General features: G+C 42.2%; 13 protein-coding genes. 12 read left to right on the top strand and 1 reads right to left on the bottom strand.

Annotated features, from left to right (window positions below; genetic code table 11):
• The first annotated feature begins 58 nt into the window (after positions 1 to 58).
• The 11 genes from pyrH (at position 59) to AK823_RS08605 (ending at position 13,228) form a co-directional block, all read left to right on the top strand.
• The gene (pyrH, locus tag AK823_RS08655; RefSeq protein ID WP_068036369.1) at positions 59 to 784 is read left to right on the top strand and encodes a UMP kinase; all 726 of its coding nucleotides are present in this window, start codon (positions 59 to 61) and stop codon (positions 782 to 784) included.
• 130 nt (positions 785 to 914) lie between these two features.
• The gene (frr, locus tag AK823_RS08650) at positions 915 to 1,469 is read left to right on the top strand and encodes a ribosome recycling factor (protein WP_068036368.1); all 555 of its coding nucleotides are present in this window, start codon (positions 915 to 917) and stop codon (positions 1,467 to 1,469) included.
• 284 nt (positions 1,470 to 1,753) lie between these two features.
• Positions 1,754 to 2,509: a polyprenyl diphosphate synthase gene (gene uppS / locus AK823_RS08645; RefSeq protein ID WP_068328241.1), complete on the top strand. Its 756-nt coding sequence runs from the start codon at positions 1,754 to 1,756 to the stop codon at positions 2,507 to 2,509.
• 73 nt (positions 2,510 to 2,582) lie between these two features.
• Positions 2,583 to 3,392, top strand: coding sequence for a phosphatidate cytidylyltransferase (locus tag AK823_RS08640; protein WP_068036365.1), 810 nt, complete (start codon positions 2,583 to 2,585; stop codon positions 3,390 to 3,392).
• A 149-nt stretch (positions 3,393 to 3,541) separates the two neighbouring features.
• Positions 3,542 to 4,744: a 1-deoxy-D-xylulose-5-phosphate reductoisomerase gene (gene ispC, locus AK823_RS08635; protein WP_068328239.1), complete on the top strand. Its 1,203-nt coding sequence runs from the start codon at positions 3,542 to 3,544 to the stop codon at positions 4,742 to 4,744.
• A gap of 33 nt (positions 4,745 to 4,777) precedes the next feature.
• Entirely contained in the window at positions 4,778 to 6,154 is a 1,377-nt protein-coding gene (gene rseP / locus AK823_RS08630) for an RIP metalloprotease RseP (protein WP_068328237.1), read from the top strand.
• 264 nt (positions 6,155 to 6,418) lie between these two features.
• Positions 6,419 to 8,842 carry an outer membrane protein assembly factor BamA gene (bamA, locus tag AK823_RS08625; protein WP_068328235.1) on the top strand — a complete coding sequence of 808 codons (2,424 nt, stop codon included), beginning with the start codon at positions 6,419 to 6,421 and terminating at the stop codon, positions 8,840 to 8,842.
• A gap of 151 nt (positions 8,843 to 8,993) precedes the next feature.
• A complete protein-coding gene (gene lpxD / locus AK823_RS08620; protein WP_068328233.1) occupies positions 8,994 to 10,010 on the top strand; it encodes a UDP-3-O-(3-hydroxymyristoyl)glucosamine N-acyltransferase in 1,017 nt (338 codons plus the stop codon).
• A gap of 112 nt (positions 10,011 to 10,122) precedes the next feature.
• Complete coding sequence (fabZ, locus tag AK823_RS08615; RefSeq protein ID WP_068036355.1) at positions 10,123 to 10,632, top strand: 3-hydroxyacyl-ACP dehydratase FabZ; 510 nt, start codon at positions 10,123 to 10,125, stop codon at positions 10,630 to 10,632.
• Between the two features lie 189 nt (positions 10,633 to 10,821).
• A complete protein-coding gene (gene lpxA / locus AK823_RS08610; protein WP_068328231.1) occupies positions 10,822 to 11,601 on the top strand; it encodes an acyl-ACP--UDP-N-acetylglucosamine O-acyltransferase in 780 nt (259 codons plus the stop codon).
• 274 nt (positions 11,602 to 11,875) lie between these two features.
• Positions 11,876 to 13,228 carry a sodium-dependent transporter gene (locus tag AK823_RS08605; RefSeq protein WP_068328229.1) on the top strand — a complete coding sequence of 451 codons (1,353 nt, stop codon included), beginning with the start codon at positions 11,876 to 11,878 and terminating at the stop codon, positions 13,226 to 13,228.
• A gap of 99 nt (positions 13,229 to 13,327) precedes the next feature.
• Here the strand turns inward: AK823_RS08605 and tgt are convergent, their stop codons facing one another.
• Positions 13,328 to 14,479, bottom strand: a complete 1,152-nt coding sequence (tgt, locus tag AK823_RS08600; RefSeq protein WP_068328228.1) for a tRNA guanosine(34) transglycosylase Tgt — start codon at positions 14,477 to 14,479, stop codon at positions 13,328 to 13,330.
• A 285-nt stretch (positions 14,480 to 14,764) separates the two neighbouring features.
• On the opposite strand from tgt, the gene AK823_RS08595 reads away from it, so the two are divergent.
• The gene (locus tag AK823_RS08595) at positions 14,765 to 15,358 is read left to right on the top strand and encodes a heme-binding protein (protein WP_228138835.1); all 594 of its coding nucleotides are present in this window, start codon (positions 14,765 to 14,767) and stop codon (positions 15,356 to 15,358) included.
• The last annotated feature ends 76 nt before the right edge of the window (positions 15,359 to 15,434 follow it).

The raw sequence follows: 15,434 nt of genomic DNA, 5'->3' as shown, positions 1-15,434 counted from the left end.
ACCTGTGTTCCAACCTTATTGGTTTTAACCATAAATTAACGATAAAAAAGGTGCCCTCATGTCTGACAAAAATCCCCGTTACTCTCGCATATTGCTCAAATTATCTGGTGAAGCCTTAGCAGGCGGCAAAGATATGGGTATTGATACCGAAGTGCTCGACAAGATGAGTTTGTCTATCGCGCACCTGCGTGGTCTTGGGGTACAAGTCGGCATCGTCGTCGGCGGCGGTAACTTATATCGCGGCGCGCAGCTACAAAAAGAAGGCCTAGTTGGCCGTGTCACTGGCGATCAAATGGGTATGCTAGCTACAGTTATGAATGGTCTTGCGATGCGTGATGCCCTTGAACGCCGCAACATCAAAACGCGTTTGATGTCAGCGTTGCCGATCGGTGAAGTAACCGAAAGTTATAGCAGCCGTAATGCGATTCGTTATCTCAAAAATGGTGACGTTTGTATCTTTGTCGCTGGTACTGGTAACCCTTTCTTTACTACCGATACCGCCGCTTGTTTGCGCGGCATTGAGATTGAAGCGGGTCTTATTCTAAAAGCGACCAAAGTTGATGGCGTCTATGATAAAGATCCAAGCTTACATAGCGATGCTGTCAAATACGACGGTTTGACCTTTGATGAAGTATTAGAACAAAAGCTTGGCGTGATGGATTTGACCGCTATTGCATTATGCCGTGAGCACAACGTACCGCTACAAGTCTTCGATATGACCAAGCCTAATGCTTTATTAAATGTCATTATGGGCGAAAATGAAGGTACGCGCGTTTATCATTAATTAAGAATAATAGTTTATAAACAGATAGATAATAACTAACTGTTATAAATTACCGTAAAATAATAGCTAATGAACACCTAATAACCTAACAACATTGAGTATTATCGGTATCGATAAATAAGGACACATAATGATTAATGAGATTAAGAAAGACGGCGAAGCTCGTATGGCCAAGACTTTAGAGGCGCTTGAGGGCACTTTTAGTAAGGTTCGTACTGGTCGTGCACACCCAGGCATGCTGTCAGGCGTTATGGTTAGCTATTATGGTGCAGATACACCGCTTAACCAAGTAGCGAGTGTCAATGTTGAAGATTCGCGTACGCTACTAGTGCAGCCATTTGAGCGCACTATGGTACAAGCGATAGATAAAGCCATTCGTGAAGCAGATTTGGGTCTTAATCCAATGACTGCCGATGTGATTCGCGTACCAATGCCAGCTTTGACAGAAGAGACTCGCCGCGATATGCAAAAACTTGCGCGTGGTGAAGCTGAAAACAGCCGTGTTTCTATCCGTAATATCCGCCGCGATATGATGAACGACATCAAAGATTTGGCAAAAGAAAAAGAAATATCAGAAGATGAAGAGCGCCGTGCTAGTGATGATATTCAAAAGATCACTGATAAGTTCATCGAGACTATCGATAAAAAACTTGATACTAAAGAGACTGAGTTGATGGCAGTATAACTGTATTCTTCTTGGTGGTAGTTTAAATAGACAGTCAGTAGCCTTTTATTACTATTGGCTGTCTATTTTTATATATGTTGATTTATAAGTATTAAGTGCAGTACTCCATAACAGAGACCTTAATATTATAAACTGATGATTTCCGCTTATGATAAATCTGTGGAATTTAGGCGCTAGACTTTTTAAATCTGATAGCGCAGGTTATGATAAATGCAGCGTTTTTAAGCCAGTTTCTTAAAGCAGTATCGCTGACAAATTTACCTTTATAATAAGCAGTATAGTCCATGTCTACTTCAGCCCCTTTGGGTTCTATCATTATCCCTCGTCATATCGCTATCATCATGGATGGCAATAACCGTTATGGCAAAGCAAATGCTTTAGGTCGCGGTGAAGGACATATTGCCGGCAAAGATGCACTAGATCCTATTGTTGAGTATTGTCTAGATACTGGCATTGAGGTGCTCACAGTATTTGCATTTTCAAGTGAAAACTGGCAACGACCGCCAAGCGAAGTGGCGTTACTTATGCGTCTGCTGACCTCAACGATTCACGAGCAAATGCCGCGAATGAATAAGTACCGTATTCGGCTACGTTTTATCGGTGACCGCAGTCAGCTCGACAATGACTTACAAGCGTTGATGCTGGATGCAGAAGCTAAAACGGCACATTTTGAAGCGATGACACTAGTGATTGCTATCAGTTATGGTGGTCAGTGGGATATCGCCAATGCCGCAAAACAGTTGGCTCAACAAGTTGAAGCGGGTAATTTACGTGCTGAAGACATTGATAATGATTTGCTAGGTAAATACGTACAGCTAGCCGATGAGCCTGCTGTAGATATGTTAATAAGAACAGGCGGTGAATATAGGATTTCTAATTTCTTATTGTGGCAATCAGCCTATGCAGAGTTATTCTTCACCCAAACATTGTGGCCAAATTTTGTTGCAGATGAACTTGCAGACATGATTAAAGAGTTTGCGCAGCGTCAACGCCGCTTTGGTAAAACTAGCGAACAAGTTGAGACGCAGGCATTGCGCTAGTTAACGCATTTGTATTAACTGTTATACTATAGTACTGAGCAAATGTTTCTTATCACTATAAGGCCTGACTGGTATGTGGCAACGGATTAAAACAGCAATTATTTTAATTATTATTGTTGGGATTGCACTGTTTGCAAGTCAAACGCCCATCTTCTTTGCACCGTTACTGGCGATTGGAGTAACTATTGCTGCGCACGAATGGACGAAGCTCATGCCTGCATGGCGTCAGCCTGTCGTTTTTGTAATGATGGTGCTAGCCATAACTCTGATATCCTTGATGCTTGAAGTCACATGGGTGCTTTGGTGGGTGGCGTCTTTAATCATTTGGCTAATGGCGTTATCTTGGGTCGGTAAGTTCCCTACGCATACTAACTGGTATGGCAAAAAGCTGAGTTTGATGGGGGTGGTGATATTAACCGCATCGATCACTGCGATGTTTTACTTATGGCAGCTGTCAGCATGGTGGCTGATGTATGTATTCTTATTGGTATGGTGTGCAGACAGCGGTGCTTACTTCGTCGGGCGTAAGCTAGGTCGGCGCAAAATGGCACCCAATGTTTCTCCAAATAAGAGTATGGAAGGGCTAGCTGGTGGGTTGGTTACAGGCTTGTTAGTGGTTATCGTTATTAGTGTCTTTAAACTACAACTGACAGGTGTGGCTTTGGTCGCCTTTGTCGCGCTCTCTGCAGTGACGATTTTGGCATCAGTATTGGGTGATCTATTTGAGTCAATGCTTAAACGCCGTGCCAAAGTAAAAGACTCAGGGACCATTCTACCGGGTCATGGGGGTATTCTTGATCGTATTGATTCACTATTATCCGCTACTCCGATATTTGCGCTCGGTTTTTGGGGTCTGCAACACTTAGGGTTAATAGTTGTCTAAACTTTCAAGAGCTTCCAAGTGTCTCAGTCTGTCCGTTTATCTCTAATTTATACTTTGAAAAGTCAGCAATGAATTGTTGCTGACCAAATATTTTTGACATTCAATTTTGAATAACAACTTTTTAACAATATTCATGGGCATTGATAGTTATGACGCAACGCATCGCTGTACTTGGCGCAACGGGCTCTATTGGTGATAGCACGTTAGCAATTCTAGCGTCGCATCCACAAGACTATGACGTCTATGCTTTATCAGGTCATCAGCGTTTAGATAAACTATTTGCACTATGCCAGCAGTTTGAGCCGACACGTGTATGTGTGTCGACGGCTGATGTCGATAGTTTTGCTAAGCGACTTGGCGCGGCAGGCTTAACGATTGATGTGGTAGGCGGTGATAATGGTTTAATAGACATCGTAACCGATACGCAGGTTGATACCGTAGTCGCAGCTATAGTTGGGGCGGCAGGACTGCCATCGACATTAGCTGCTGCGCGCGCTGGTAAGCGTATTTTGCTTGCCAACAAAGAGGCGCTCGTCATGGCAGGGCAAGTGATGATTGCAGCAGTCAAGAGCCATAATGCAACCTTGTTACCTATTGATTCTGAACACAATGCAATTTTTCAATGCTTGCCGACGTCTATTCAGCAAAATAATACTCAGATTCATGAGCCAAGCCATGGCGTACGAAAACTATGGCTAACCGCTTCAGGTGGACCATTTTTACAACAGTCTTTTGAGCAAATGCAGCGGGCAAGTGTAGCCGAAGCAGTCAAACACCCAAACTGGTCGATGGGTCAAAAGATATCGGTCGATTCTGCAACGATGATGAATAAGGGGTTAGAGCTAATAGAGGCCTGTCATTTATTCGATCTACCAGAGAATAAGATAAATGTGGTTATTCATCCACAAAGTATCATTCACTCAATGGTAGAATATAGCGATGGTAGCTTTTTAGCGCAGCTTGGCAGTCCAGATATGAAAACGCCAATCGCGCATGCCTTGAGTTATCCTAAGCGTATTGATAGTGGCTCACAGCCATTAGATTTATATGCGTTAAGTGGGTTGGAGTTTATCGAACCTGACTTACAGAAATTTGCTTGTCTTCGTCTTGCACGTCAAGCCATGCAGGCAGGTACGCAAGCTACTATAGTACTGAACGCTGCTAATGAAATTGTAGTCGCCGCATTTTTAGCGGGACAGTTGCGATTAACTGATATTGCTGAGATTAATGAACGAGCGTTAACCGAGATACAAGTGCCACTATTAGATGAAAATGCTGATATTGAAGATATTTTGGCGATTGATAAAATAGCACGGCAACATACCGAAGCGCTTGTCGCTAAAATGTTATAACCAGATTCAGAGCAACCTAAACGAGAAAAGATCATGACGTTTTTACTAACGCTACTAGCGGCGATTTTTGTCTTAGGGCCTCTGATTGCACTGCATGAATGGGGTCATTATATAGTGGCACGACTATGCGGCGTCAAAGTGCTGACGTATTCTATTGGTTTTGGCCCAAAGCTGACTGGCTGGACGAGCAAAAAAAGCGGTATTGACTACCGCATATCTATGTTGCCATTGGGTGGTTATGTCAAAATGCTTGATGAGCGGGAAGGTGAGGTAGCAAAAGATGAGCTGCATTTGGCCTTTAATCGCCAGCATCCGCTAAAAAAGATTGCTATCGTTGCTGCTGGTCCAATCATGAACTTTATTATCGCGATTGCGCTATTTTGGGTATTGTTTATGACCCCATCTGAGCAATTGGCCACTAAGATTGGACAAGTTTTACCAGATACTCCAGCGGCAATGGCACAGTTGCCAGTCGGGGATAAAATTATCGCGGTTGATGGTCATGAAGTACAGACGTGGGAAGGCATTAATTACCGCTTGGCAGGACGGATGGGTGAGACAGATAACGTCAGCATTACTCTGCAATTAGATGAACAATCTACGGATGCTGCGAAGACCTATCAAGCACCTGTGACGCAGTTTATGCAAGGCGATGCTAAAGGAAAAGATGCGTTAACCAGTTTTGGAATGTTACCTTGGCAACCACAGATTGCGCCAATCATTGGTGACTTATCTGCTGATGGCGCAGCGCTTCGTCAAGGCTTAGCAGTAGGCGATCGCATCACTGCGATTAACGATAAAGAAATCAAAGATTGGATTAGCGCCACACGAATTATTCGTGATAATCCAGAAGTACTACTAAGCTTTACCGTCATACGTGATGGCAAGACAGTACAGCTACAAATTATGCCACAAGGCAAGAAAGACAATCTTGGTAATGCCTACGGTCAGATTGGCGCTATGGTTGAACAATCTGAGATTGTCATTCCTGATGCGTATAAAACCACGGTGGTCTACGGCCCTGGTGAAGCAATGGTAAAATCGTTTGAAAAAACTGAACAGCTGGCAGTAATGACAGTCAGCTCAATGGGAAAAATGATATCAGGTATGATCGGTCTTGATAATTTATCTGGACCTATTACTATCGCTAAAGTCGCTAAACAGAGCTTTGATATCAGCTGGGAGATGGTGCTATCTACTGCTGCTTTGATCAGCCTAAGCTTGGCAGTTTTGAATCTATTACCAATTCCTGTATTAGATGGTGGCCATATTGTGTACTATCTTATCGAGTTGATTCGCGGTAAGCCGTTATCGGAAGGGGTCCAAACCGTAGGATTAAATATTGGTTTACTCTTGCTGGCAGGTTTCATGGTGTTAGCGATTGGTAATGATATCAGTAGGCTGTTTTAGGTAAATGTAGTGTAACTTGTCAAGTAAGGCACGATACACTAACGTCTGCACAGATATCATGTTATGGTTATTCGGTTGATTTAACATCGTTGCTGCATCGATGCGACTGTACTAATCGTAATTTTTAGTTTATTTTATGATGCGTTTTATATAAAGTGTCATCTGTCATCCCATGTTTAAGTCGCAGACAGTGTGCTAATTGGGCTAGACAAAATACGCTTTTTAACTTAACTTAAGCAAGTTTTTTATTGACGGATAGTGTTTATGCGTACGCCTTTATTTATGAGTGCGGCTGGGTTGCCGTTAGTTGTAGCGATGATGAGTATGCCTGCACAGGCGGCAAACTTTGTGGTCACCGATATTGGCTTCAATGGTCTACAACGCCTAACCCCTGATAGTCTTTATCCAGTTTTACCTGTTACAGTAGGTGACACGGTTACAGATAGCAGTCTTGCAGCCAGTATTAAAGCACTGTATGCAACTGATAATTTTGCTAATATCCAAAGTCGTGTTGAAGGCAGTCAACTTAGTTTTGATGTCGTCGAACGTCCTATTATCGCTGAAGTTAACTTCGAGGGTAATAAGCTCATTCCCAAGGAAGGCTTAGAGCAAGGTCTTAAAAACGCTGGTCTATCCGCAGGTGATGTTCTTAAGCAGTCAACACTACAGGGTGTTGCGAACGAGCTACAACAGCAATATATTAGCCAAGGTTACTACAATAGTAATATCGAGGTTGATCAAACGCTACTTGACGGTAATCGCGTAAAATTAGATGTGCGCTTTATCGAAGGTAAGCCTGCCAAAGTTGTCGATATTAACGTTATCGGTAATAAGCACTTTAGTGACGAAGACATAAAAGACGTTTTTGCTGTAAAAGAATCTTCATGGACACGTCTATTATCTAAATCTGATCGCTATGCTAAAGAGAAGCTAGCAGCTAGTTTAGAGAGCTTAAAAGCATTGTATCAGAACGATGGTTACGTGCGTTTTAACGTCGATAATGCTGTGCTTAATATCAGTGAAGATAAAAAAAGTGTGTTTATCGAAATCAGCTTAAGCGAAGGCGAGCAGTATCAATTTGGTGAGATAAACTTCTTAGGTGAGCCGAAATTTGCTAACGATGAGCTCGAAAAGCTGGTTACTTTCAAATCTAACGAGCAGTACTCGCAAGCCAAGCTTGATGCGACTACTGCCGCGCTCAAAAGTCGCTATGGTAATGAAGGCTATTATTTAGCTCAGGTTCGTCCAGTGCCACGTATCAATGATGAAACTAAAGTCGTTGATATTGACTACTATATTGATCCTGCGCGTCCTATTTATGTACGCCGTATTAACTTTAATGGCAATATAAAAACACAAGATGAAGTACTACGTCGCGAGATGCGTCAGTTAGAAGGTGCATTGGCATCTAACGATAAAATTCAGCTGTCACGTACACGTTTGATGCGTACGGGTTTCTTTAAAGCTGTTAATGTCGATGTAAAGCCAGTACCTAATCAGCCAGACCAAGTCGATATCAACTATTCTGTGGAAGAGCAGCCGTCTGGTAGCTCAACGATCGCTGCTGGTTATTCGCAAAGTGGCGGTGTAACGTTCCAGTTAGATCTTACTCAAAATAACTTTATGGGTACTGGTAACCGCGTCAAAGCTGCATTATCACGCTCAGAAACGCGTGACTCTTATAGTTTAGGTTACACTGATCCGTACTTTACTGAAAATGGTGTATCACAAGGTGTTAGTGCCTACTATCGTGAGACCAAATACGATGATAGAAACGTTAGTAATTATGTTACTGACTCTTATGGTGCTACGCTGAACTACAGTTATCCTGTCGATGAAACCAAGCGTGTCAGTGCTGGAGTAAACTTCGATAATACGTCAGTACGTGGTGGACGCTTCCTTGGTGTATCAAACGTCCAACAACTTGTCGATGATGGCGGTACGGTTGAAAACTTTGAGGGAAATGATGAGTTCTCTGGACGTACAGGTTTCAAAAACGACTACAATAGCTATAACCTATTATTAGGCTGGGATTACAGTACGCTAGATCGTCCAGTATTTCCAACTAAAGGGATGAGCCATAATGTTAATGCAACCTTAGGCTTTGGCGATACGACTTATCAGAAAATGACCTATACTGGTAACCTATACTATCCTGTATATAAAGATGTGATTGCACGCGGTTATACCAAACTTGGTTATGGTAATGACTTACCATTCTACGAAAACTTCTACGCTGGTGGTTATGGTTCTGTACGTGGTTATGAGGCATCAACCCTTGGTCCTAGATCAAAAGCTTATGATGATGCTGTAAAAGGTGTTAGTCGAATTAGAGATGAGGAAGTAGGTGGTAATGCTTTAGTAAGCTTTGGTAGTGAACTAATCTTGCCGATGCCATTCAAAGGCGATTGGGCAGACCAAGTACGCCCAGTGTTATTCGCTGAAGGTGGACAAGTGTTTGATACTACCGATAAAGAAGATCGCACTTTCTTAGATCCAGCTAACAATAATAAAGACACGGGTGTACCGCTTCTCACGCAAGACAATGATTTACGTTTTAGTGCGGGCGCTGGTATTACTTGGTACACACCAATCGGTCCAATCTCTCTTAGTTACGCTGTACCCATCGGTGATAAAGAGAACGACGAGACTGAGAAAGTCCAATTCCAGATTGGTAGCACGTTCTAGTCAGGCTTATTATTTAAGAGTCACTCCATATTGAAGTGGCTCTTAAAGATAGGTATTGGTACTGCTTTATCCCTATTATTTTAATTGGTTGCTAAACTGAAATTCCAGCTTGGCGCCAGTTTTATTTTTATTAATCATATTAACGCTAATTATGATAACGATTGAACAACTTATCTTCCAAATTGAGCAGCGCCAGCCAGTATTAAATAAAGCTGAGTTTAGTGCTGCCCAATTATGTCAGTCTTTAGATGGTGTCGGTAGTCTGACTGATGCGAATAGCATGCAGCTGAGCTTCTTAGCAGACCCACATTATATATCTAGTCTGGCGTCTAGTCAGGCTGGCGCGGTTCTCGTTACTGAACAATATCGCATGCAAGTTCCACTATCAACCATAGCACTAGTCGTAGCGTCACCTTATTTAGCTTATGCTACTAGTAGTCAGCTTTTTGCGCGTCGTATATTGAGTAATGGTATTCACCCAACAGCAGTTATTGCTAATAGCGCGGTAATCGGGGCCGATGTTCAAATTGGTCCTCATTGCGTGATTGGTGAAAATGTACATATCGGTGCGCGTAGTTGTTTGGAGGCTCATGTAGTCATTGAAGCACATACACATATTGGTACTGACAGCGTGTTTAAGTCGCAAGTCGTTGTTGGACATGACTGTATTATTGGCGATTATGTTAGACTACATGCAGGTGTTAAAGTTGGTTCTGAAGGATTTGGTTTTGCACCGACGCGAGATCCGAGCAGCAGTGGTTGGGAGCGTATTGCACAGCTTGGCCGTGTGATAATTGGAAACCATGTACGTATCGGTAGTAATACCTGTATTGACCGTGGGGCAATTGATGATACCGTTATCGGCGATCACGTGATTATTGATAATTTAGTACAGGTCGCACATAACGTCCGCATTGGTGCGGGAACCGCTATCGCTGCCAATACAGGTATCGCTGGTAGTACTACTATTGGCAAGCGCTGCATTATTGGCGGGGCAGTAGGTATTACTGGTCATATTGAAATCACAGATGATGTTACTTTATCAGGCATGACCATGGTGACTAAGTCTATTAAAGTTGCTGGTTCTTATTCGTCAGGGACGTCAGCAATGCCAACCGCTAAGTGGCGACGGGCAGCAGTACGCTTTAAGCAATTAGGTGATGGTTAAATACATCGAATTTTAACTATCAACAATATTGTCAATACAATAATAGCTAACACCAAAATAAACAACACTATTAATCATAAACAGTACGCAAAAAAAGCAAGGAAGCCCCATTATGAGCGCCACAGATATAGATACTTTAAATGATGAAGACATCAAAACACTATCTGAACAAGGCTTAACACTGCCGTTGACTTATCATACGCTCAAGCACTATCTGCCACATCGTTATCCGTTTATGTTGGTCGATAAAATCACCGCTTGTAAGCCTGGTGAATGTATTACTGGTATCAAAAATGTGACCATCAATGAAGAGTTTTTTAATGGTCACTTCCCTGACGAGCCTATTATGCCAGGGGTGTTAATGGTTGAGTCTATGGCTCAAGTTTCAGGGGTGTTAGGCTTTATTAGTGCAGGTCTAACTGCCGAAGATGGTTATTTATATCTGTTTGCAGGGGTTGACAAGGTTCGTTTTAAACGCCGAGTGATTCCTGGTGATCAGCTAATTATCCGCGCCAAAACAGTGATGCAAAAGCATGGTATCTATAAGTTCGATTGTACAGTACACGTTGAAGATGAGCTGGCTGCTAGTGCTCAGGTGATGATAGCTCGTCAAGAGCAATAAAGAGCTAGTAATACTAATTGCTTTTAAATTAATAATTGGCTAGCGTGTTTAAAGATTGACGTCAATACTGGCGATGAGAATAATCATTAATAATCATATTTATGATCGGAATTAGTATTAGCATTATCATTAAGGCTAGACTATCTGTTTTACCATTTACTCGCATCAAATGATACAAAGGCCTGCATTATGAGTCAGATTCATCCCACAGCGCTCATCTCACCATCTGCTACGATTGATGAGACAGCAATTATCGGACCATATTGTATCGTTGGTGATGAGGTAACGATAGGTGCGCACACCATTTTGCATCGTCATGTGGTAGTGACTAAACTAACGCGTATTGGTAAACATAATGAGATCTTTCAGTTTGCAAGTATCGGTGAGAACCCACAAGATTTGAAGTACGCTGGTGAGCGCACTTGGCTTGAGATTGGTGACCATAATAGTATTCGTGAAGCTTGTAGCTTGCATCGCGGTACCGTGCAAGATAAAGGTTTGACCAAAATTGGCAGTCATAATTTATTCATGGTTAATACCCATGTCGCTCATGATTGCTTAATAGGCGATCATAATGTTGTCGCAAATAATGTGGGTATTGCAGGACATGTGACTATTGGTAACAATACGGTTATAGGTGGTAACTCAGGTATACATCAGTTTTGCCGAGTAGATGATTATAGTTTAGTCGGCGGTGCTAGCTTAATCTTAAAAGATGTTGCTGCCTTTACTATGGTATCAGGTAACCCAGCACATGCGCATGGACTTAATATCGAAGGCATGCGTCGCAAGGGCTGGTCACAACAGACCATTGATGCATTACGCCAAGCTTATCTCACTATATTTAGATCTGGGCTAACGACTGTACAATCTCTTAAAGTTCTACAGGAAGATTTACTACCAAAAGAGCCAAAAATCCAGTTGCTCATTGACTCGTTGCAGCATAGTAAACGTGGAGTGGTACGTTAGCATAGTACTACCAAGTCACTAAATCCTTTTATATCAACCCCAGTATTTAAACGAGCCATACATAATTGTTATGGCTTTTTATGTTTATGACTACTTGACTTTTTTGGCCGCTTAGCAGAAACTGAGCGTTTACGGTATTGTAAACAATTCTTTCTTAATGTTGCTGAGCGCGTCACATTGATGCGTTGACTAAATAGCTTGATATTAATTATAACTATTTATAATAATCAGGGATGATTATGGACAGCATTAAGTGAAGCACGAGGAAAGAAAAATGGCTATCAATAAAAAAGAACATGCTCAATGGAGCTCAAGCTTTGGCTTTGTACTGGCAGCAGTAGGATCAGCAGTTGGTTTAGGAAATATATGGAAATTTCCATATATGGTCGGTGAAAGCGGTGGTTCAGCTTTTGTTATTGCTTACTTGTTCTGTATCGCGTTGGTTGGTTTTCCAATCTTAGTAGCCGAATGGTTAATCGGTCGCCGTGGCCAAAAAAACCCTATTAACTCTTTTGCGGATGTAGCAGCAAGCGAAGGCAAATCACGTAGTTGGGGTATTGTTGGTGCTACTGGTATTTTAGGTGGCTTCTTAATTTTATCGTTTTATAGCGTTATTGGTGGGTGGGCACTTAACTATATTACTAAAGTAGGTACAGGAAGTTTTACAGGTCAAGATAGTGATTCTGTCGCTGCAACCTTCGATGCTATGCTAGCTTCAGCAGGTACGTTGACGATTTGGCATACCGTATTTATGATCATTACTGCTTTGATCGTTGGTATAGGTGTGACTAGGGGTATTGAAAATACTGCTAAGATTTTAATGCCGCTATTAGGTGTTATTTTATTCGTTATCGTTGGTTACAACGTTATGAATGGCGGTTTTGGCGAGGCAGTTAGCTATTTGTTTGCCCCAGACCTTAGCAAGTTGACTGCTGATGTGATGCTCGCAGCATTAGGTCATGCCTTCTTTACGCTATCTATTGGTATGGGTATCATGGTTGCTTATGGCTCATATCTGGGTCGTGAAGTGAACTTACTCAAAACGGCACGTACTGTTGTTATTCTCGATACAGTTATTGCTTTGGCTGCTGGGCTAGCAATCTTCCCAATCATCTTTAGCAATGGTCTTGATCCTGCTTCAGGTCCTGGACTTATCTTTGTAAGCCTACCGATTGCTTTTGGTAGTATGGGCGCTGGTACTATTATTGGTACTTTGTTCTTCTTATTGATTACTTTTGCTGCAGTAACTTCGTCAATCTCATTACTTGAGCCGACAGTTGAGTTTCTAGAAGAGCGCACTTCAATGAGTCGTACTGTATCGACTATTGTGGCAAGTACGGTAATTTGGCTGCTAGGTATTGCTGCACTGTTATCATTTAACCTATGGTCTGATTTTACTATTATGGGTAATGGTATCTTTGATATTCTAGACAAAATCACTAGTAAATTCATGTTACCTTTAACAGGTCTTGCAGCGATCGTATTCCTTGGTTGGAAAATGGATCAGAATAGTATCCAGCAGGAGCTTGGCTTGTCCAATGGTGCTTGGCAGCTTTGGCAAGTAGTGGCTAAATTTGTTGCTCCGATTGCCGTGGTTGTAGTATTTATTACCACGCTAATAGGTTAGAGCTTGCGCGTGTTAAGTCATAAAATTGGTAAGTAGTAAAAAAGGGCTTAAGAATTATCTTAAGCCCTTTTTTATGCGTGCCAATCTCAAAAACTATGATTAGCGCAGGTTTAGCTCAGGAACCGTTTGACCGCGCTTACTGTAAAACTCACTAACGAACTCATCGAAGATGTCTTGTTCAATAGCGTCTCTGATACCTTGCATCAAACGCTGGTAATAACGTAAGTTATGAATCGTTGCTAATTGAGCGCCTAGCATCTCTTTGCACTTATTAAGATGATATAAATAGGCACGGCTAAAGTTTTGGCAAGTATAGCAGTCGCACTCAGGATCTAATGGGCCTTCATCGTTACGATACTGGCTATTACGGATACGTACCACACCAGCATTGTCTGTGTCGCCTGTGACGAAGTAATGACCGTTACGGGCGTTACGAGTCGGCATGACGCAGTCAAACATATCGACACCTCGGCGCACTGCTTCAACAATATCTTCAGGCTTACCAACACCCATGAGATAACGTGCCTTGTCTGCTGGCATCGCATCTGGCATATAATCTAAAACATCCATCATCTCATCTTTTGGCTCACCAACAGACAGACCACCTATTGCATAACCATCGAAACCAATCTCTAGTAGACCTTCAAGTGATTGCTTGCGCAAATCTGGGTACATACTGCCTTGGATGATGCCGAATAGGGCATTGGTACTGCCTAATCTGTTATGCTCGTCAACGCAGCGCTGTCCCCAACGTAGTGATAGCTCTAAAGATTTTTTGGCTTCATCATGAGTAGCAGGATAGGGCGTACACTCATCAAACTGCATGACGATATCTGAGTTCAAACTGTACTGAATCTGCATCGATTTTTCTGGTGATAAAAATACCTTAGCACCATCAATAGGGGATTTGAAGTCGACCCCTTCTTCAGTAATTTTACGCATTGCGCCAAGGCTAAATACTTGGAAACCACCCGAATCGGTTAGGATAGGCTTATTCCAATGCATAAATTTGTGCAAGCCACCGAATTTATCGATAACTTCGGTACCTGGACGTAGCCATAAGTGGAAGGTGTTACCTAACACGATATCAGCGCCAATGGCTTCAATATCACGTGGCAGCATACCTTTGACCGTACCATAAGTACCAACGGGCATAAAGGCAGGCGTTTGCACGTCGCCATGATTAAGATGAACTGTACCACGGCGTGCACGCGTCTCGCCGCTGGCCGTTTTATGTAAGACAAATTGCATATAATAATCGCTATTTAAGCTATGAAAATGGCGCTAATTATAGCATTGTTAGCCATTTTTTGGACATAGATGTTTATGGGTCATCAATATAGGTATTTGATATTGTCCAGCTACAACCAAAAGATACAGACAGCGCAACTTAATGCTTGTTAAAGTAGAAAACGAGGTAATGAAGTATGGTACTAACAAAAGCCGTCAAGCACTGCTTTTGAATAGTGGAGACATAATATGACCAAAGCAATCTGTTTACTACTAAGCAGCTTATTATTTATATCAGGAGCAGCTATGGCTACCGAAGAGCCAGACTATACCGTTTTGTCACAAATTGATGATTTTGAATTGCGTCGTTACGATGAGCAGCTGGTGGCGCAGACTTGGGTAACAGGTGATCAAGACGCTGCCAGCCGCGAAGGATTTAAGATATTAGCAGATTACATCTTTGGCAATAATACCGCGCCAAGCGGGGAAAGTAGCAAGGTTAGTATGACGGCTCCCGTTACCATGCAGCCTGAAGTTAAAAAAGGTAGCGATGAATCACAGAAAATTGCCATGACTGCACCAGTAAATATGCAACAAGCCGATGGTAAATGGCGCGTGCAATTTACTATGCCAAGCCAATATACAATGCAAACATTGCCTAAACCAAATAATTCAAACATCACGATTAAAGAAATACCCGCGCAGACTTATGGCGTTATTAAATTCTCAGGGTTGGCAGGCAGTAAAAAGGTAGCAGAAAAAACGCAGGAGTTGCAGTCTTGGATGAATACACAGAAATTGGAAATGACTGGAGTTCCTGAATTAGCACGCTATAATCCGCCATGGACGCTGCCATTTATGCGCCGCAATGAAGTTATGATCGCTTATCAGCCAAAATAATACTAGCTTCAAAGCATATGACTAGCAGTGTCGAATTTGCTAAGTCTACCAAATATAATACCTATACTCGTTTTCC

It is taken from the genome of Psychrobacter sp. P2G3, assembly GCF_001593285.1.
GTDB lineage: Bacteria > Pseudomonadota > Gammaproteobacteria > Pseudomonadales > Moraxellaceae > Psychrobacter.
Note: the sequence above shows the minus strand (reverse complement) of the source record. Positions and strands in the feature narration are given on the sequence as shown.

Bases quoted from the DNA above. Each gene is read 5' to 3' on its own strand.
- bamA (WP_068328235.1), top strand. From the start codon at position 6,419: ATGCGTACGCCTTTATTTATGAGTGCGGCTGGGTTGCCGTTAGTTGTA.
- AK823_RS08640 (WP_068036365.1), top strand. From the start codon at position 2,583: ATGTGGCAACGGATTAAAACAGCAATTATTTTAATTATTATTGTTGGG.
- rseP (WP_068328237.1), top strand. From the start codon at position 4,778: ATGACGTTTTTACTAACGCTACTAGCGGCGATTTTTGTCTTAGGGCCT.
- frr (WP_068036368.1), top strand. From the start codon at position 915: ATGATTAATGAGATTAAGAAAGACGGCGAAGCTCGTATGGCCAAGACT.
- lpxA (WP_068328231.1), top strand. From the start codon at position 10,822: ATGAGTCAGATTCATCCCACAGCGCTCATCTCACCATCTGCTACGATT.
- tgt (WP_068328228.1), bottom strand. From the start codon at position 14,479: ATGCAATTTGTCTTACATAAAACGGCCAGCGGCGAGACGCGTGCACGC.
- pyrH (WP_068036369.1), top strand. From the start codon at position 59: ATGTCTGACAAAAATCCCCGTTACTCTCGCATATTGCTCAAATTATCT.
- AK823_RS08595 (WP_228138835.1), top strand. From the start codon at position 14,765: ATGGCTACCGAAGAGCCAGACTATACCGTTTTGTCACAAATTGATGAT.
- uppS (WP_068328241.1), top strand. From the start codon at position 1,754: ATGTCTACTTCAGCCCCTTTGGGTTCTATCATTATCCCTCGTCATATC.
- fabZ (WP_068036355.1), top strand. From the start codon at position 10,123: ATGAGCGCCACAGATATAGATACTTTAAATGATGAAGACATCAAAACA.
- AK823_RS08605 (WP_068328229.1), top strand. From the start codon at position 11,876: ATGGCTATCAATAAAAAAGAACATGCTCAATGGAGCTCAAGCTTTGGC.
- ispC (WP_068328239.1), top strand. From the start codon at position 3,542: ATGACGCAACGCATCGCTGTACTTGGCGCAACGGGCTCTATTGGTGAT.
- lpxD (WP_068328233.1), top strand. From the start codon at position 8,994: ATGATAACGATTGAACAACTTATCTTCCAAATTGAGCAGCGCCAGCCA.